Source organism: Siccibacter turicensis LMG 23730 (assembly GCF_000463155.2).
Lineage (GTDB): Bacteria > Pseudomonadota > Gammaproteobacteria > Enterobacterales > Enterobacteriaceae > Siccibacter > Siccibacter turicensis.
This window is the reverse complement of sequence record NZ_AWFZ01000042.1, coordinates 18,862-37,003: the sequence shown is the minus strand read 5'-3', so window position 1 is coordinate 37,003 and position 18,142 is coordinate 18,862. Positions and strand designations below refer to the sequence as shown.

General features: G+C 63.7%; 13 protein-coding genes and 1 tRNA gene. 1 reads left to right on the top strand and 13 read right to left on the bottom strand.

Translation table 11 applies throughout. The features are described from left to right. Positions 1-59: 59 nt before the first annotated feature. Positions 60-977 (bottom strand): nitrogen assimilation transcriptional regulator NAC, encoded by a 918-nt coding sequence (gene nac / locus DW58_RS12190; RefSeq protein ID WP_024548076.1) that lies wholly within the window; start codon positions 975-977, stop codon positions 60-62. Between the two features lie 322 nt (positions 978-1,299). On the opposite strand from nac, the gene DW58_RS12185 reads away from it, so the two are divergent. Further along, positions 1,300-1,375: transfer RNA gene (locus tag DW58_RS12185), tRNA-Asn, on the top strand. 57 nt (positions 1,376-1,432) lie between these two features. Here DW58_RS12185 and DW58_RS12180 read toward each other — a convergent pair. The 12 genes from DW58_RS12180 to tssK all read right to left on the bottom strand — a co-directional run bounded on the left by DW58_RS12180 (position 1,433) and on the right by tssK (position 18,140). Further along, a complete protein-coding gene (locus DW58_RS12180) occupies positions 1,433-2,458 on the bottom strand; it encodes an LLM class flavin-dependent oxidoreductase (RefSeq protein ID WP_024548077.1) in 1,026 nt (341 codons plus the stop codon). A 192-nt stretch (positions 2,459-2,650) separates the two neighbouring features. Next, positions 2,651-2,953 carry a helix-turn-helix domain-containing protein gene (locus DW58_RS12175; RefSeq protein WP_024548078.1) on the bottom strand — a complete coding sequence of 101 codons (303 nt, stop codon included), beginning with the start codon at positions 2,951-2,953 and terminating at the stop codon, positions 2,651-2,653. A gap of 3 nt (positions 2,954-2,956) precedes the next feature. Then, positions 2,957-3,313 (bottom strand): type II toxin-antitoxin system RelE/ParE family toxin, encoded by a 357-nt coding sequence (locus tag DW58_RS12170; protein ID WP_024562604.1) that lies wholly within the window; start codon positions 3,311-3,313, stop codon positions 2,957-2,959. A gap of 227 nt (positions 3,314-3,540) precedes the next feature. Beyond that, positions 3,541-4,929 (bottom strand): tetratricopeptide repeat protein, encoded by a 1,389-nt coding sequence (locus tag DW58_RS12165; RefSeq protein WP_235047739.1) that lies wholly within the window; start codon positions 4,927-4,929, stop codon positions 3,541-3,543. Positions 4,930-4,940: 11 nt separating this feature from the next. Continuing rightward, positions 4,941-6,365: a VasL domain-containing protein gene (locus tag DW58_RS12160; protein ID WP_024550222.1), complete on the bottom strand. Its 1,425-nt coding sequence runs from the start codon at positions 6,363-6,365 to the stop codon at positions 4,941-4,943. 44 nt (positions 6,366-6,409) lie between these two features. Continuing rightward, the gene (gene tssM / locus DW58_RS12155; protein WP_024550221.1) at positions 6,410-9,907 is read right to left on the bottom strand and encodes a type VI secretion system membrane subunit TssM; all 3,498 of its coding nucleotides are present in this window, start codon (positions 9,905-9,907) and stop codon (positions 6,410-6,412) included. Between the two features lie 24 nt (positions 9,908-9,931). Then, on the bottom strand, positions 9,932-11,317 hold the full coding sequence (gene tssA, locus DW58_RS12150) for a type VI secretion system protein TssA (protein ID WP_029696662.1): 1,386 nt from the start codon (positions 11,315-11,317) through the stop codon (positions 9,932-9,934). Positions 11,318-11,325: 8 nt separating this feature from the next. Then, a complete protein-coding gene (locus DW58_RS12145) occupies positions 11,326-11,865 on the bottom strand; it encodes a type VI secretion system-associated protein TagO (RefSeq protein ID WP_024550220.1) in 540 nt (179 codons plus the stop codon). After that, positions 11,865-13,403, bottom strand: coding sequence for a sigma-54 interaction domain-containing protein (locus DW58_RS12140; protein WP_024550219.1), 1,539 nt, complete (start codon positions 13,401-13,403; stop codon positions 11,865-11,867). The genes DW58_RS12145 and DW58_RS12140 overlap by 1 nt, the downstream gene beginning before the upstream one ends. 2 nt (positions 13,404-13,405) lie before the next feature. After that, entirely contained in the window at positions 13,406-16,000 is a 2,595-nt protein-coding gene (gene tssH / locus DW58_RS12135) for a type VI secretion system ATPase TssH (protein ID WP_024550218.1), read from the bottom strand. A gap of 10 nt (positions 16,001-16,010) precedes the next feature. Next, entirely contained in the window at positions 16,011-16,787 is a 777-nt protein-coding gene (gene icmH, locus DW58_RS12130) for a type IVB secretion system protein IcmH/DotU (RefSeq protein WP_029696743.1), read from the bottom strand. A 15-nt stretch (positions 16,788-16,802) separates the two neighbouring features. Then, on the bottom strand, positions 16,803-18,140 hold the full coding sequence (gene tssK, locus DW58_RS12125; protein ID WP_024550216.1) for a type VI secretion system baseplate subunit TssK: 1,338 nt from the start codon (positions 18,138-18,140) through the stop codon (positions 16,803-16,805). Between the last annotated feature and the right edge of the window lie 2 nt (positions 18,141-18,142).

The following is an 18,142-nucleotide window of genomic DNA, read 5'->3' as shown; positions in this document are numbered from 1 at the left end:
CCTCTCTTCCCTGCCAGGTACCGGGCGAGCCACTCTCGCCCTGCACCTGTCAGCACGTCTTAGCTGACCAGCATCAATTCACGATTTTCAAGCGACGGCCGCGTCACCAGTGACATAAGAATTTCTTTTACCGCCTGCGCCTGCGGCGAGAGCGGCATGCGCGCCGATACGTTCAGCGACAGCGGGAGATTCATCGACGGCGTGGTGATACGCGCCATCCAGCCGTTAGCGGTCCCGGCCAGCGAACGCGCCGCGGACTCCGGCAGCACCGTCACGCCCATCCCGCTGGCGATTGCCGCCGTCAGGGTGGAAACCGACTCAATCTCACCGACGATTTTCGCCGTCAGTCGGCGCAGCGCCAGCGCCTCGTCCACGCGCTTACGTACCGCGCTGTAATCACGCGGCAGGAACAGATCCATCTCCGCGACCGCCGACAGCTCCACCACCTGACCCGGACAATCCCGCGTGCCAACGAGGTAGAGATCCTCTTTTAACAGCGGCTGGCTGTTGATGCCGGCGGTGGGCGAGCGCTCGTAGAGCACCGCCATATCGAGCTGGCCGTTAAGCACGCTGTCATTGAGGGACGATCCGCTATGCTCGTGCAGATAAACCAGCACGTCTGGCAGCTCGGCGCGCACCGCCTGCAGCAGCGGCATGGTAATAGAGGAGGCCGCGGTGCCGGGCGCAAGGCCAATGGCAACTTTGCCGCTCAGGGTTTGCCCCACGTTGCTCACCGCCATGTGCGCCTGCTCGCACTGGCGTAAAATGGTCCTCGCGTGGGTATAGAGAATTTTGCCCGCATCAGTTGGGGTAACACCGCGTTTGGTGCGGATCAGCAGTTGCTGATCCAGCTCCCCTTCCAGGGTGGCAACCTGCTGGCTCAGGGCGGGTTGCGCAATATGCAACACTTCAGCGGCCTGGGTCAGGCTACCGATATCGACGATTTTTACGAAGTATTTCAGCCGTCTTAAGTTCATGTATTGCCTCCTGTTCGGAATGCCGATGCCAACGCCGGCAGTCATGTCACAGGAAGAATTGCAAGATGCTTGCCAGTTTTCAGGAGGCTGGCTAAACCCCGCTAACAGGCTGGATAATAAGAGATTCTAATAAGAAGGTCCGATTTATGAGGGAAATATCAGGTCGGGATATGCCCCATTAGGGGTAGGCCTGCACCAGAACGGTGCGCAGCGATAAGAAAAGGGCATGGTTGTTGAAATTGTCGGCAAACAGTTTCGCGAAGATGAATCGGGCTTTGACAAGCTCCTGGGCCCCCGCTACTATTCGCTCCGTTCACACGATTCCTCTGTAGTTCAGTCGGTAGAACGGCGGACTGTTAATCCGTATGTCACTGGTTCGAGTCCAGTCAGAGGAGCCACATTTAAGAAGCCCGCTTATGGCAACATAAGCGGGCTTTTTGCTGTGTTGCGACTGGCTAGTCGCGCCACCCCATCGCCGGGGCAACGTGCCGGAGCACGGACTCAATCACGTGCACGTTGTACTCCACGCCGAGCTGGTTTGGCACCGTCAGCAGCAGGGTATCGGCTTCGGCAATGGCTTCGTCCTGCTTAAGCTGCTCGATAAGCTGGTCCGGCTCGGCGGCATAGCTGCGCCCAAAGATGGCGCGGGTTTTCTCGTCCAGGAATCCGACCTTGTCGCTGTCGTCCCGGCTGCCGCCAAACCATGCGCGGTCCCGGCTGTCCACCAGCGGGAAGATGCTGCGGCTCACCGACACGCGTGGCGTACGGGTATGCCCTGCCTCTGCCCAGGCGGCGCGGTAGGCGCGGATCTGCTGCGCCTGCTGAATATGGAACGGCTCGCCGGTTTCATCATCCTTCAGGGTCGAACTCTGCAGATTCATCCCCAGCTTCGCCGCCCACACCGCCGTGGCGTTGGAGCCTGCTCCCCACCAGATGCGCTCGCGTAGCCCTTCAGACCAGGGTTCCAGCCTTAACAGACCGGGCGGGTTGGCGAACATCGGCTGCGGGTTGGGTTTGGCAAAGCCTTCCCCGCGTAGCACCTCAAGCAGCCTTTCCGTATGGCGGCGCGCCATGTCAGATTCATTTTCCCCGGCGGCAGGCTCATAACCAAAGTAGCGCCAGCCATCAATCACCTGCTCCGGCGACCCCCGGCTGATGCCGAGCTGCAAACGCCCCCCGGCGATAAGGTCCGCCGCGCCCGCACTCTCTGCCATATAGAGCGGGTTCTCATAGCGCATGTCGATAACGCCGGTGCCAATCTCAATATGGCGCGTTTTTGCACCGATGGCGGCCAGCAGCGGGAACGGCGAGGCGAGCTGACGCGCGAAGTGGTGCACCCTGAAATAGGCGCCGTCGGCCCCCAGCTCTTCTGCGGCGACCGCCAGATCGATGGATTGCAGCAGCGCGTCAGCCGCGGTACGGGTGGCGGACTGCGGGGACGGCGTCCAGTGGCCAAATGACAAAAAGCCTATCTTTTTCATGATGCGTATCCTGCTTTCAGGGCGGGCGTTGCAGGCGCGTCAGGGGAAACGGCGCCGTGCCCGCGCGTTGTCTGTTTCAGATACCCTACTCTCCCCCGATCGCTGCGAAGAATAAATGCCATTTGTTTAACATAATGGTTCAAATTAATTGACGGAGAGGCGCAGAGCGAGCGGGGCTGAGCCGCCTGATGCTCAGAGCGTGACGCCGTAGTGGGAGCCGTCCGGCAGTTCGACGTCCAGCCGCAGCTTGCCCCCTGCCGCTTCAACATAGCGCTTGAGGGTGGAAAGTTTGATATCACGCCCTGGCTTCTCCATCCCGGCCACGGTGGGCTGCTTTACGCCGAGCCGCTCCGCCATCTCAACCTGGGTTTTCGCGACCTGCTCACGCAGCTCCGCGAGATGAATATTCAGCAGCATATCCTGCGCCTGTGCCTGCGCGGCCGCTACCACCTCCGGCTTTTCATCTGCCAGCAGCTGTTCCAGCATTCTGCCCATGGGTTACTCCTTCTTTTTCAGTGATGTCAGGTGGAGCCGATACTCCCTGTCGGCAATGGGGATCATGACGTCAGAGAACCGCTTGTCGTGACTGCTTTTACAGCCGGCGCACAACAGGATGCCGCAGCGCTGCGGGTCGAAGGCAAAGAACAGGCGAAACGCGTCGCCTTTGCTCTGCACCCGCAGCGCTTTCATATTCGCGTACCGCGAACCATACACCGTGTCGGCCCAGGGTCGCGGCAGGTGCGGCCCTCTGGCATGCAGCACCAGCAGCGCTGCCAGGATGGTGGCGCGGTGCGCCTCATGCTGTTCGCTAAGCCATGCGTCCAGGCTGTCAGTGGTGACAATCTTCCATGTCATTCTTGCCTCCTTGAATATAGGTTATTGGCTATATAACATCAAGCCTATAATGCAAGTGTGCAGCAAAAAAATGGCCGTTACATCCGGCTGATGGAAAGAGTGGAAAACGCGTTCCGCACGAGGCGCACAGGTTGCAGCGGGGTACATCGACATTGCGATGCAGTAAGCAAAAACCGCATCCATCAAGGGTAAAGAGCGGGAAGCCGGGCGGCTTCCCGTAAACGAGATTACGCGTCGCGTTCGACGTCGGTATTGCCGTCAGCCTTCGCGATGCGCTTGCTCCAGATAACCGCCAGCTTCTGCGCCCGGTTAATCTCCTCCGGCTCCATGCCGGCTTCCAGATCGTTGAGCGCGGCCAGCGCCTCCTTCATGCCATCGGTAGAGGCCAACGAGAACCAGGCGTAGGCATGAATGCGGTTGCGCGGCGCGCCAAGCCCCTCCTGACGCAGCAGCCCCATCCGGTATTGCGCCATGCGGTTCCCGGCATTAGCCGCCAGCCGATACTGCTTAAAAGCCGCGGCGAAATCCTCTTTGCCGCCCTGGCCCAGGCGCAGCATCTCGCCGTAGGCCAGCCGCGCCTGCGGGTCGCCTTTTGCCGCCAGCGCCGCCCAGATATCCCGGGCCTCCTTGTCTTCGCCGCGTGCCGCATAGCGCCCGGCCAGCGCGTACTGGGCATCGGCGTACCCGCCTGCGGCGGAGCGCTTGAGCCACAGCTCCTGCGCCTCATCGCCGCTCTGGCGCTGGCTGTAAAGGTACTGCGCCTGCGGGTCATTGTTGTTTACCGCTTTTTGCAGCCACACCGCGCCGGTCTGGTCGTTGCGGGCGACTCCGCGGCCGGTGAACCACGTCTCGGCCATCCAGCGCTGCGCAACCGCGTCATTACCGTTGGCCGCTTTTTCATACCAGCCATAGGCCTCTTTGCCGCTGGTGTGCTCGCCCATCCAGCGCTGCGCCGGCGCATAGCCTTTGTCGGCGGCAGCGAAGTAGAGCCGCTGCGCCGCATCGCCGCGTTTTTCGACGCCCTGGCCCGTTTCGTAGCGCTGGGCCAGCTGATACAGCGCCTGCGGGTTTTGCCGATCCGCCGACTTCTGCAGCCAGCTTAGCCCCTCCTGCTCTGCGCCGTCGTGATCGGCCAGCCACTGGGCCAGCTCGTACTGCGCCGCGGCCTGATCCTGTCCGGCCGCGGTTTCCAGCATGTCGATACAGTCGGTTTCCAGCTTGCCGCCGTGACGTGCCCGGCACGCCTGCGCCAGGCGATAGCTGGCGTCACCGTTACCCAGCGACGACCCTTTTTCCCACCAGACCCGCGCCAGCTTCTCATTGCGCGGTTCACCCAGCCCGGCGCTGTACCAGTCTCCCACCTGACGCGCCGCATCACCCCGCTGCTCGCGGGAAAGCGACGATATGATGCTCTTGTCTCCCACCTGCTTCATCAGCGCCATGGCATCGGGATACGCCTTGCGCGCCGCCAGTTTGCGGGCGTAGAGGTACTGCGCCTGCGGGTCGCCCTGTTTCGCCGCCAGCGCCAGATCGTGCTCGGACAGCGACTCGACGTTAGCCGCGCAGCCCGCCAGCAGCGCGGCGCTCAGCAGCAGAGTAACGCGTGATAGGTTCACTTTGCCTCCTCTCATGGCGCGGTGCGGGTCTGCTCAAGCAGGTACATGCGGGTGTTAAGCCCTTTCAGTTCGTCAAGCATGGCATTCAGCTCGGTCGGACTGATGCGTTCCTGCGCCGACTGGCGCTTCTCAAGCTGCGCCAGCCGCACGCTAAACGGGATGTCGCGGTTGAGGTTTTTCTGGATGTCGTACACCGCCGACTTCAGGTAGGAGATGGTGACGGTTTTGCGCTTACGCTCCAGGTCCATCAGCTCGGCGATAAGCCCGTCAACGCTGCGGTTGGCCTGTCGCCAGCCGGCCTCATCGCGACGGTCGCCCGTTTGCGCACGCAGCATCTGCTGCCACTGGGTGTCCATGGCGTTGACCGCCAGTGAATCGGGATAGAGCACGCGCACCGAGTTACGCAGGTCGTCGCCAAACTGGTACAGCCAGAGCGGCGAGGCCTGCTGGACGCGGGTGAGCTGGGCCTGATAGTTGCTGGTCACCTCTGGCTCCATCTCGCGCAGGGTCTTCTCGCCAAGCGCCATGCGGATGTTGCGCAGCTCACTGAAGTTCAGCGCCCCCGGCAGCGCCAGCGCGGGCTTCCCGAGCAGCGTGACGGCATCGTTCTCGCGTGCCGCTTCCGCCGTCTGCCAGTGGGACCAGCCGCTGAACAGCGCCACTGGCAGCGCGCATGCCAGCAGGCCGCTGGTGAACCAGAACCACGCCGGCTTCGCTTTTTTATGGGCCTCGATTTTAAGCACCGTCGGCTTCAGGGCGCCCTTTTCACGTCCGACGATAATGCTGCCTTTAGGCATTGCCTGCTCCATGCCCGGTTGGGCGCTGTCGTTGTCCGGACGGAAATAGACCATCGGCGGGATCTGCATATCCTGCTTATGCAGGTTCTGCTCGTCCGACACGATGACGATCTCCGTCTCATCAAACAGGTGGGTATAGCCTTCGATAAAGTGGATCAGGTTCTCCACGCGCGGCACGCGACTTAAGCCAACGTTGTGCAGCTTTTCGCTCATCAGCTGCAGGGCGCGCTCGCAGCGGTAGATAAAACGCTTGTCGTCGTGGCTGATGCTGTACTGGCGGATCACCTCGCTGACCCGGGCGATAAACCAGTCCAGCATCTCAATGCGGGCGCGCTCCTGATGCACCGGCGGCCAGAAGTTATCCCACTGGGTAACGATAAGATTCGCCAGGAACTCGCAGCCTTCGGTAAACCCGTTCAGGCCGTGCAGGCGCGAGCGCGCCAGCGTGAAGTAGATCGCCGTCTGCAGATCGACGCCCTGCTTTTCAAAGACGATCATCGCCATCTGGTGAACCAGCTGCCAGTCAATCTCCGGGCGCGAAGCGTGGCTGAGCTTGTTGATCTCGCCGCGCAGGCGCTCGTACTCCGGCAACATGCGCGGGTCGCGGCCTACATTCATTGCTTGCTGTGCATCGTGCATAACCAAATTCCATCAAAGAACCGGGGCGCGGCGGCCCCGGTGAATTAGTAAAGGGTTTCCGGCAGGCGGAACTGGCTGAACAGGCCGCTGGCGAACGGGTTATGGCTCTCGTCGCTGTAGACGCGGTAGGTCATGGTGCCGTTGTCCACCCCGAACCGGGCATCGAACGAGCCGCGGTTCATGCGGGTGCGCGCGCTGGCGTCCATCATGCGGAACATCGCCCACGGACCGGCGTAGCTCAGGCTGCGCGGTGAACGTTCGGCGTTTTCCGGCACCAGAATCAGCTTGCTCTGCGCCCCGTCACGCATGGCGTTTGGCCACACCAGCGGGATCTTCTGACGGCGGCCGTGGGTGTACTCCAGCAGCTGTCCGTCGAGGTTGAGCACGCTGCGACGCTTGTTGGCGGTCAGCTCAATCGGCTCCATTACGAAGTGGAACTCCAGCCCGCCCTGGGCGTTGAACAGCGCGTTGCGGATGTTCTGCGCGCGCTCAAGCTGGCGCAGCAGCTCCATCTGTACCTCGCTGCCGGACTCGCTCTCCAGCATGCCCGCGTCTACCAGCGGCTTCAGGTTGCTGGTGTAGAAGCCGTCCAGCGTGCCGCCTGGGGCGAAGAAGCGCTCCACCTCTGACAGCGGGGCATCCTCGTCGGACTGCGGATCGAACGGATAGCGGCTTGCCAGCTGGTCGTTAAACGGCGTCACCACCTTGCTGATCCACTCCTCGTTGAGCGAGGACATCGCCAGGTTCACCGTCAGGCCCGAGACCTGCTCTGCAATCTGGCTTACCCAGCGGTCCAGCGGGGCCGGCAGGCTGCGGGCATACTGTTGCAGGGTGAACGCCGGGTCGGAGTACTGGTTGGCCTGGCGCTGCTGGAGCGCCTTCAGCGCCGCCGCACCCGGATCCACCGCGTTCACGATCTGCTCCAGCCAGTGATAGAGGTCGGTCAGCTTCTGGTTCACTTCCTGAATCAGCGCCACGCTGTCACCACGGCCGCTCAGGGTGTCGTTAAGAGGAATAAACGGCCTGGCGATGCGGGTATTGATATTCTGCGCCGACTCGGTGCTCTCCTCCGCCAGCTTGCGGACGCGGGTGTTGTCGCTCAGGGTGGCGATCACGCGCTGGAACGGCTGTTCGTTGCCGGTAATGGTGGTCAGCACGTCCAGCGCCTGCTCTGGGGTATCGAAGGTTTTGACATCGATATTCGCCAGGGTTTTCTGCCAGTGGTTGACGTAGTCGGTGATGTAACGGTCGTTTACCTGACGCTGGATCTCGTTGCGATCGGCATCGCTCAGGTGTACCCGCTCGCGCAGGCCCAGCACCCAGGCATCAAGCGCGGTGAGGTCGAACAGGGTCTTATCCTGGCGCACGAAGTAATCGTTGAAGCCCGGCCAGGTGAAGAAGCGCGGCACCGCGCCGGCGGTGTCGTTGCGCAGGGCAAAGACGTTGTCGAAGGTCTGGCCGACCTCGTCGCTCATCTGCAGATCCGGCGGCAGCGCATCACTGGCACGCAGCACCAGGCTCTGGTAAACGCGCTGGAACAGCGGGAGTTTACTCAGCTCGCGCTGGGCCTCGGCGACCGGGGTCACGAACGGCTGCCAGGCAGTGATGGCCTCGGCATCGCGATCGGCGCGGGCCTTATGCCAGTCGGTGTGGTCGAGGGCGTACTCCAGGTGCTGCATCAGCTGCTCCTGAATCGCGCCCTGGTTCGGGAAGGCCTTCTGCCAGCGCTGGGCCATGTACTGCTGCACCAGCGGCTTGTTGCGCCCCGAGGCATCCTCGATCATGCGCATCACGCGCAGCACGCTGAGCTTCGCCTCGCTCGACGGCGGCGCATCGCGCAGATCCTGCTCCAGGCCCGCCATCAGGGCTGGCAGGAAGCGCACCTGCAACAGCTGGAGGTAAGAGCCCTCCACGTAAGGCCCGATGCGGTCGCCCTGGTATAGGCCCATATCCGCCAGCCGGGAGTCCTTCTCGCGGTAGTTGCCGAACGACAGGGTCGCTTCGCGGATCAGATTCAGGCGCGGCAGCTGGCTGACGCCAAACCCGCCCCGCTCCTCCACATCCCGGGCGTTAATAAACTGCTGCGCACGCGCCAGCACGTTGCGTCCCGCCTCTTCGTTGGTACGGTAGTAATGATGCCAGCCGGCGGTCAGCGCCACCGCCCCCAGCGCCATCAGCCCCACGCCGGTAGACATGCGACGACGACGGTAGAGGTGATGCAGACGGCTTTCCCCCGCCAGATGCGCTTCGGGGAAGACCACGCTTTTGAACAGTTCGCGCACAAAGAAGGTGTTGGATTCACCGCGCTGGGAAGGGTAGATGGTTTCCGGCAGCTGATAGCGCTGAATCGCCGCGTGGGCAAAGGCGTCAAACGGCACGCCCTGCTGATAGACGGAGCTGAGATACACCCCGCGCACGCGCAGCAGATTGCGGTCGTCCTGCACCAGGGCATCGCTCAGGATCTCGTTTACGTAGTCTTTCAGCCCCGCCAGCTGGCGCACGAATGAAAACAGCTGCGCGGCGGCGGCCTGCCCGGTATGGGGCAGCATTTTGTCCGCCAGGTTATCGTTCAGGCCGTCCACCCAGCGATCCCAGAAGGTGTTCAGCTCGCTCAGCCACTCCTGGGGCTGCTGGCTCTCAGAGCTGAAGGTCACGCCGAGCAGCGACTGGCGCGTCTCTTTGTCCAGCTGCTGATAGAAGGCGCCAAACCCGTCGAGCATATCGAGACGGGTAAGCGCGAAATAGACCGGCAGGCGGGTGTTAAGGGTGGAGGTGATCTCCAGCAGGCGCGCGCGCAGAAGCTGGGCGCACACCTTGCGCTCGGCAACGCTTGCCTGAGAGAGCCACGCCAGATCGAGAGTCAGCACCAGGCCGTTCAGCGGCTGGCGCTTGCGGTTCTCATTGAGCCAGTTGAGCAGATGCTGCCAAAGGCGCTCGTTGCGCAGGCCGTCCGGCTCAAGATCCGAAGAGGACTGCAGCAGCAGTTCGCCTTTGGGATCGAGGATCACCGCCTCTTCTCCCAGCCAGCAGTCTACCTTCTGCTCCACGGCAAGGCCGCGCAGTTCGGCGGTCAGACGGGCGTTCAGCTTGTTGGCGGTGTTCGCCCGGTGCATCAGGCTGCTCTTGCCGCTGCCCGGCAGGCCCACCATCAGATACCAGGGCATCTGGTAGAGCGAACCGGCGCCAAGATTGGTGCGTAGCGCCGCCAGCCAGCCGTCGAGAAAACGCTGCTGCTTGTCGATCCAGACCTGATTCGGATCGCTGGTGGTCGCCGCCAGCGCCTGGCGTTCCGCCTTCAGCTGCTGCATGCGGCGCCAGATGCGCCAGACGCTGATCCCGCAGGCCAGCCACAGCCAGACCACGGTAAAGACCACCCGTCCCCAGATGCTTTCCAGCGGGCGGGTACCGGCGAGGGAGAGCCGTGGGCCCAGCCACCAGGCGAGCACCAGCACGACGCACCACAGCACGACGGCAAGCAGAAGCCACGACGGTTTCAGCTTCGGAAGCTGCTGGCGCAGTAAGGTAATAAGTTTATTTAACATAGGTTACCGTTCAAAAAAGTCCTGTTAACGGGCTTTGGCAAAACGCTCCAGGCGTTTGACCAGACCCGGTTCCCACTGCGCCAGCCCAAGGCGGTGCGCTTCCTGCAAAAGATGGTAATAGTGCTGCCCGGCCAGGGTTTTCATGCCCTCTGCGGCCAGCAGCTCCGCCAGCATTACGGCGGCATAAAACTGCTCACGCGGCTCCGACTGCTGACGGGTTTTGTCCTCCAGCAGCGCCAGGGCGGCGTTCAGCCCCTGGGCTTTACGGCAGGCTGCGACTTCAGCCGCCAGGTCCTGGCCCTGCCCGCTTTGCCCACCGCTGCTCTGAGCGCTGCGCAGCCACTCGGCGGCGCTCTCAGGTAAGAAGGCGCTTTTGTCGCTGAAGGCCAGCTCGCGCAGCGCCGGCAGCCGCTGTAAAAACGCCTCCAGCTCGGCGGCAATGGCGGCGGCCACGTCCGGGAAGCCCAGCTGCGCCGCGACCCGCGCCGACAGCCGATGGCCGTCAAACCAGTACGGCGAGAGCACCAGGCTCTCCTCTATCTGCTTCCACAGCGCGCTGTCGGCCTGGGGCAGCGCGGCCTCATACTCGCTGACCCGATCCGCCGCCACCGGGGCGAGCTGGGTCTGGTTGCCGCGTGACGCCACCGGTGCTGCGGTGATGGAGCTCCAGATAGCGTGCCGGCGCAGGCGGTAGCCCACCGCCGCATCGGGCTGCTGCTCAATAATGAGGTCGGCCACCTTTAGCTGGGTCTGACGCCAGGCGCGTTCGTTGCCGGTGTCGATCTCCGGGGTGGCGCTGCTGCTGCGGGTGCTGACCACCGCGCTGGCGGTGGTCGGTGCCGGGGCGCTGTCGGCCTTCGCCTGCTCCTGCTGACGCGACTGGGCGCGACGCAGGGCCGGGATCAGCGTCTCCAGCGGGTCGGTTTTCTCCGGCGCCACGCGCAACAGGCTCTGCTCCAGCCGCTCGGCATGGCCCAGCAGCTGCGCCAGTTCGGCGGCGGAGGCCTGTTCGCTGACCCGGCCCAGCGCGCCGTCGAAGCGCCGCACCATCTGCACCAGCAGGCGCTGTTTCTGCATCGCGCTGGCGGGCCAGGCGAGGCTCCAGTACGCGTCCACCCAGCTCTCAAGCAGGATCAGCGCGGTGGCGAACGGCGTGGCCTTTGCCGGGTGTTGCAGGCAGCGCACCAGCTGCACCAGCACGCGCATATCTTTGGTTTTGCTCTCGAGCAGCGTCAGGCACATGCCCGCAACTTCGGTAAGGTTCACCTGGCTGTGGGCCAGCGAGCCGAGCTTCACCAGTTCGGTTTCAATGTTTTCCCACAGCGGATCGTCGGCGGCGATGGCGCTGCGCTGCGCCTCGTCGGGCAGCGTCGCCAGCAGGCGCTGGCACCAGGGATGACGATGTTCCATCTCGCCTCCTACCAGCGACACTGCTGGCGCAGAGGCTTCAGCGCCTCGCCCATGCCGGTAAGCGGGATACGCACTTCGCGCCCGGAGGCGCTCGCCAGCACCAGCTCATGCTGCCCCGACCAGCGCTTCAGTTCGTCGATGGCCGGCAGGCCGCGCCCGAACTCCAGCAAACGCCCCTTGTCGCGCACAAACCAGTTGCCCGAGGCGGGGACGCCGTCGGTGGTCGCGGTAACGCTCTCCCCTTCCCAGGGCAGCGTCATGCGCACCCGGATATGGGTGATGGTGTTCAGGCAGGCGACGCTGAACGCCGCGCCCGGCACCGCCTGACGCGTCAGGGTCATGTCGCCGCTCATGGCGTCTTTATCCAGCCGCCAGCCGGTCTCGTTCGGTGTCGGCGCGGCGGCGGTCGCGGTAACGCGCCCCAGCGCGTCGTAGCAGGCCAGCCTCAGTTCGGCGCTCTGCTCCTTCTGGCATTGCTGCACGCTCTTTTCCAGCGGCGCAGGGCCAAAGGGGGTAAAGAGCAGCGGCAGCAGGGTGAACAGGCTCATTACTGCACCTCCAGCTTCAGGCATTTATGGTCCAGCGTGCGCCGGGCAATGTTCAGGCTCTCCGCGACCCGCAGGCGGTTGCCCTGGTAGTAGCGCATGCGCGCGGCGATAACGGCGGCTTCGTAGTCGCTGATGGCCTGGCGCAGATCGTGGATATGGTTGTAGTCGTCGTCATGCACGCGGGCGTCATTTTCCAGACGGGAGAGCAGCTCCAGCGGCAGCGCTTCGATACCCAGGTCGTCACCGTCGGCGGTATGGGCGCAGGCCACTTCCAGCAGGTTGCGCAACTCGCGCACGTTGCCGGGAAACGCGTAGCCCAGCAGCAGGGTCAGCAGCGAACGACGCAGGGTGCCGAAGCGCTTGCCCTCACGCTCGCCGAACACGGTGATGAAGTGGTTGCTTAACAGCGAGATATCCTCGGCGCGGTCGCGCAGCGCCGGGACCAGAATCTGGCTCTGGCACAGGCGATGGAACAGGTCCTGACGGAAGCAGCCCTCGGCCACCTGGGCATCCAGCGGCTGATGGGTGGCGGCCAGCACCCGGAAATCGGAGTGGCACTCTTTGTCGCTGCCGAGCGGGCGGTAGCTGCGCGTCTCAAGCACCCGCAGCAGCTTGGCCTGCATCGGCAGCGGCATATCCCCCACTTCGTCGAGGAACAGCGTGCCGCCGTTGGCCTGGGCCACCAGCCCCTCTTTATTGCCCTGCGCGCCGGAGAAGGCCCCTTTGAGATAGCCAAACAGCTCGCTCTCAATCAGGTTTTCCGGAATGGCGGCGCAGTTGATGGCGACAAACGGGCGATCGGCGCGGGCCGAGCACTGGTGCAGCAGACGGGCCACCACTTCTTTTCCGGCCCCGGTTTCCCCCTGGATCAGCACCGACAGGGAGTGCCCTGCCAGCTGATCGATCTGCTCGCGCAGCTGGCGCGCCGGTACCGACTGCCCCACCAGCTGGCTCTCCAGCAGCGTGGTTTTGAGCCGACGCTGCTCGCTCTCACCGGCGATCTGGCGCAGGGAGGCGCGCAGCTGGGTGCTTTCCCGCTGGTTGTGACGCAGGCTCTGCACCCGGGCAAGCTGGCGCACGTAGACCTGGAGCAGCAGCTCCAGATCGCCGCTGTTGCGCCACGCCCACAGGCGCGAGGCCTCGTCAAACACCCCCAGCACGCCGACGATTTTTCCGGCGGCGTCGGGGATGGGCAGAGCAAACAGGCCGTGCTTCGCCCCCACATCCATCAGCAGCTGGCGAAAGGCAGCGTTGTCGATGCGCGCTCCGCCGTAGAGCGTGTCCCAGATGCGCACCTGATTTTTCAGCATCACGTAGGAGAGCGGATGCCCAAAGTCGTCGGCCTCCAGCGACAGCGCAACCGGCGTACTGCCGATAAGCCCGCGGCACTCCAGCTGGCGTCCGCTGAACTCCGGCAGCCCCACCAGCGCCCCCTGCGGCTGCCAGTGCTTGTGCAGCACCGCCAGCAGCCAGTCGGTCAGCGCGGCTTCGTCATCCGGCAGGGTCAGCGAGAGCGCGAACTCCAGGGCGCGTTGCATACTCACCCCTCCAGACCGCAGGCGAATTCACCCTCGCTCAGGGTGAAGGTAATGCGCGATACCGGCTCGCCTGCCGCCATGCGTTGCAGCAGCTGGAGAGAAACCGGCGGGAGCAGCGCCCCGTCGATGATCGACTCCAGCATGCGCGCACCGTTTTCGCTGCGGTTGGCGCGGCGCAGGATCTCCTCCGGCACCGCATCGTCAATCTCCACCGTCGCGCCGAAGCGCGTTTGCAGGAGCGTCACCAGCCGCGCCAGTTTGCCCTGCACAATGGCTTTCAGGGTGTCGTGGCCCAGCGGCAGATAAGGGATGACCTCCATGCGCGCCAGCAGCGCCGGTTTAAAGAAGGTGGTCAGCTCAGGATAGAGCGCATCCAGCAGGCCGTCCTGACGGTCGGCGTACTCAACGATGGTCTGGAAGCCGAGGTTGGAGGTCAGGAAGAACACCACGTTTTTGCAGTCAATGATGCGCCCTTCCCCGTCGGCGAGTTCACCCTTGTCGAACGCCTGGTAGAACAGGTTCAGCACGTCCGGGTGGGCTTTCTCCACTTCATCCAGCAGCACCACCGAATAAGGTTTCTGACGAATGGCTTCCGTCAGGATGCCGCCTTCACCAAAACCGACGTAGCCCGGCGGGGAGCCGATGAGACGCGATACGGTGTGCTTCTCCTGATACTCGGACATGTTGATGGTGGTGAGGTAGTTGCGCCCGCCAAACAGCAGGTCGGCAATCTGCACCACGGTTTCGGTTTTCCCGACGCCGCTTGGCCCCACCAGCAGGAACGCCCCGAGCGGGCGACCGGCGCGACGCAGGTCGGCGCGGGCGGTCAGCATGTGCTTGTGCAGATGGGCAATCGCCAGATCCTGGCCCTTGATGCTGTCGCCGAGGTAGTGCGGCAGCCGCGTTACTACGTCCAGCTCGCTCTGGGAAATCCGGTTGACCGGCACCCCGGTCCACTCGGCGATCACCGCCGCAATCTGCGCCGCATCGACATGGGCGGAGAGGCGCACCGCGCTCTTCTCAAAGCCAGTCAGCTCCGCTTCCAGCGCTTTCAGCTCGGCGGCGGCCTGCGCCGGTTCCGCCGGGGGTTCATCGCTCAGCAGATCGGCGCGCAGGGCGACAATCTTCCCGACCAGGCTCTGCTGCGTCTGCCAGGCGGACTGGTACTCGCCAAGCTGGGTGCGGTCGCGCGCCTGCTCATCGGCCAGCGTGACCAGACGCTCCTCGTGATCCCCAAGGCCAATGCGACGCTGGCGCTCAAGCTGAGCGATCTCCAGCTCGCGCTGCTGGATCTGCGTTTGCAGATGGGTGACGGCGCGCGGCGGCGTGGTCAGGTTGATGGCCACGCGCGCGCAGGCGGTGTCCAGCACGTCGATGGCTTTATCCGGCAGCTGACGCCCGGAGATGTAGCGGGCCGACAGCGTGGAGGCCGCCTGCAGCGCCGCTTCATCGATCAGCACGCCGTGGGCTTTTTCATAGATGGTGCGCAGGCCACGCAGGATCACCGTCGCCTGATCGACGCTCGGTTCGCCCACTTTTACCTGCTGGAAACGGCGTGACAGGGCGGCGTCCTTCTCGACGTACTTTTTGTACTCGCTCCAGGTGGTGGCCGCGATGGTGCGCAGTTCGCCACGCGCCAGCGCGGGTTTGATCAGGTTGGAGACGTCAAGCCCGCCCGCCTGGTTCCCGGCGCCAATCAGGGTGTGCGCCTCGTCGATAAACAGGATCACCGGGCGCGGCGCGTCTTTGACTTCCTGCATCACGCCCTTGAAGCGCTTCTCAAATTCACCTTTCACCGCCGCCCCGGCCTGCATCGCGCCAAGATCCAGCGACAGCAGCTCCACACCCTGTAACTTTTCCGGGACCTGGCCGTTAACGATGCGCAGCGCCAGGCCTTCGATCAGCGCGCTTTTCCCGACCCCGGCCTCGCCGACGATGATCGGGTTGTTTTTACGGCGGCGGGACAGGATGTCGATGGTCAGGTCGATCTCGTCGTCGCGGCACAGCACCGGATCGAGCGCGTTCTGACGCGCCTGCTCGGTGATGTTCTGGGTAAAGCGGCCCAGCAGCGAGGAGTCGGTCGCCACCGGCGCGCTCTCGCCGCTGTCGCCTTTCACGACCTCGGTTTCGGCAGAGGTTTTCACCCACTCATCAAACTGCTGGGTGAGCAGATCGCGGTTAACCTTCGCCAGCAGGCGCGTGACCGGTGTGGCCAGATAGCGGTGCGGCGTCATCAGCAGCACCAGCAGCATCACGCCGCTGCGCAGCTGAGCGTGGCGCATCTGGGCGGAGGCCAGCAGCCAGCTGTCCTGCAGCCACTCCACCAGCAGCGGCGAAAAGGACGGATAACCCGGATTGAGGGTTTTGTCATGCTCGTTGGGTTGAAGCAGCGTCCTTGCTTCATCCAGATCCACCCCGGCGCGATTGAGGATCAGCCGCACATCGCTCAGCGGCGTGTCGATGGCTTTCAGCAGCAGGTGTTCAATGCGGATCTCAGCGCCCTGATGGTTGACGCACAGCGCCGCCGCCTCTTCAAGCATGTGGCGGCAGACGGGGTTCAGGCGTTCAACAAGTACCGGCAGGTCAATACGGATCACGGTGTCTTCCTTATTTTAATAATTCTCCCAACTGACGAAGCACGTCCTGGGTTTGATGGCTGAGTTGATAGTGATAGAGGCCGAAAATCCCGGCCAGCGTGAGGCAGATACCGATAAATACCGTGCGCAGCGTGACCTGGCGTTTCAGGCGGTAGCGCGAGGCCTGCTTACCGAGATCGAGATGCAGCACCGTCGGGGCGTTCACCGGCTCCGGACGCAGGGTGTGGTGCAGGCGTCGGATAACGCTCAGGAACTCGCCCTGGCCCTGGGGGATAACCCGATAGCGGCCCTGGAAGCCGAGGGTCAGGCACAGCCAGATAAACTCCAGGATATCGCGGTAGCGCTGCGGCTCCTCCAGCAGCTTATCGAGCAGGGCAAACACCTTCTCGCCGCCCCAGGTTTCATTATGAAACCGTGCCAGCAGTGAGTTTTCCGACCACACGCTCTGGCTGCCCCACTCCTTGCTCATCACCGCTTCATCGATGAAGGTGCACAGGATGTAGCGAAACGACAGGATGACGCCGGTTTCGTAGCCCTGGGTGGTCAGCTCCTGTTCGATGGCCTGAATCTCTGCCACCACTTTCTGATAAAGCGCCGGCACGCCGGTGAAGGTGTTCATCTGCCGCACGCGCCCTACCATGCCAAGCAGCGGCGTGACGGCATCGATCATCGGATTGATGCTCTGGCCGCGCATGCGGAACCAGTAGTCGGAGTCCATATCCATCTGGGTGGCGTTGTCGAACAGCAGCTCGCCCAGGTGGTCGTTTTTCAGTACGTCGATGCTCATCGTTCCCTCTCCCGATTACTGACCGCGAATGGCCCAGAGCTGAAGATCCAGCTCCGGGAACTCGCCGGCGATGTGGAATGCCAGCGTGTTGCCGATAACCAGCATCTGCCAGGCGGGACTCTGACGGTCGAGCTGGAAGTAGCTGTAGCCGGCGTGATACGGCAGCTGGCGCGGTGCCACCGGCAGCGGCAGCAGCGGGACGCCCGGCAGCTGCAGGCTGATAAGCTCGCGGATCTTCTCGCTGGAGGCGACCTTGGTCTGCTGCAGCAGCTGTTTGCGCAGCTGCTCCTGCGGCATGCGGGCGCGCACCGCCAGGATGAATTCCGCGCTGTTCATCAGCTCGCTGTCGCCAACGATCGCCATCACGATGCCGTACGGATGCTTGCGCAGCTGGAGCGATACGGCGCGCGGCGAGAGCACGGTGCTGAGCGCCTGGCGCAGGGCCTGCATCACCGGCTCGAAGCTGACGCGCTGATCGTCGTGACGATAGGCCGGGAACTCCGGCGGCAGGCGCGACTCGTCGGTAAAGGTCATCAGCTCGCCGCAGAAGGCCACCAGCGCTTCGTGCAGACGCTCTGGATGCAGCGTGCCGAGGCGCGCCAGATGCGAAAGCTGCGGCTGCACGCGGTTGAGCAGCTGCAGCATCATGAACTCCGCGACGTCGGCAACGCCCTGCTGCCCCGGCGCGGCGATGCGCTGGGAGAGGCTGCGGGCGCGCTCTGCCACCAGCCCGGCGGATTCACCAAGAAAGCGCTTCAGCACCGGGATTGCCGCAACGCTGGCGCTGCACGGCATAAAGGTCGGGTCGAGGATCAGACCGCCGTCCGGGCGCTTATCCTGGATGCAGGCAATCGCCATCGAGGCGTAGGCGCTGCGGTCGTCGCGCTCCAGCATCAGGCGCAGGCTGACGCGGCCCACGTCGAGCGCCACCACGTCCCCGCCCTCGCTGTGCAGATCGCGCACGTCGTAGCGGTGGGACGCCAGGCGAGTGGAAACCTGCTGGCCCTCCTCGCTCACCTCGTTCACGCCGCTGACCGCCAGCGGGATCGCCAGATAGACTTTCTGATTGGTCACCGAGGCGTCGGTTATCTCCAGCGGCTGCGGCAGCGCGTCGTCACCGGGAATATTGAAGACCGTGCCGTCCGGCATTACGCCGGTGGCGCTCACCAGGGCGATACGCCCGAAGTTGAGATACTCCTCGTTGATGGTGAGGGTCTGCAGCCCATAGTAGTAGTCGCTGACCGCGCTCAGACGGGCGTGGAGCGTGTAATCCACGTGGCGCTGCTGCTGCTGAAAATGCTGCGGCTTGATGAACAGCCCTTCACGCCAGATGACGCGGTTTCGGATAGACATAG

Coding starts and splice junctions, on each gene's coding strand:
- DW58_RS12170 (WP_024562604.1), bottom strand. CDS start 3,313: ATGACATGGAAGATTGTCACCACTGACAGCCTGGACGCATGGCTTAGC.
- tssK (WP_024550216.1), bottom strand. CDS start 18,140: ATGTCTATCCGAAACCGCGTCATCTGGCGTGAAGGGCTGTTCATCAAG.
- nac (WP_024548076.1), bottom strand. CDS start 977: ATGAACTTAAGACGGCTGAAATACTTCGTAAAAATCGTCGATATCGGT.
- tssA (WP_029696662.1), bottom strand. CDS start 11,317: ATGGAACATCGTCATCCCTGGTGCCAGCGCCTGCTGGCGACGCTGCCC.
- DW58_RS12160 (WP_024550222.1), bottom strand. CDS start 6,365: ATGCACGATGCACAGCAAGCAATGAATGTAGGCCGCGACCCGCGCATG.
- DW58_RS12145 (WP_024550220.1), bottom strand. CDS start 11,865: ATGAGCCTGTTCACCCTGCTGCCGCTGCTCTTTACCCCCTTTGGCCCT.
- tssM (WP_024550221.1), bottom strand. CDS start 9,907: ATGTTAAATAAACTTATTACCTTACTGCGCCAGCAGCTTCCGAAGCTG.
- DW58_RS12175 (WP_024548078.1), bottom strand. CDS start 2,953: ATGGGCAGAATGCTGGAACAGCTGCTGGCAGATGAAAAGCCGGAGGTG.
- DW58_RS12140 (WP_024550219.1), bottom strand. CDS start 13,403: ATGCAACGCGCCCTGGAGTTCGCGCTCTCGCTGACCCTGCCGGATGAC.
- icmH (WP_029696743.1), bottom strand. CDS start 16,787: ATGAGCATCGACGTACTGAAAAACGACCACCTGGGCGAGCTGCTGTTC.
- DW58_RS12180 (WP_024548077.1), bottom strand. CDS start 2,458: ATGAAAAAGATAGGCTTTTTGTCATTTGGCCACTGGACGCCGTCCCCG.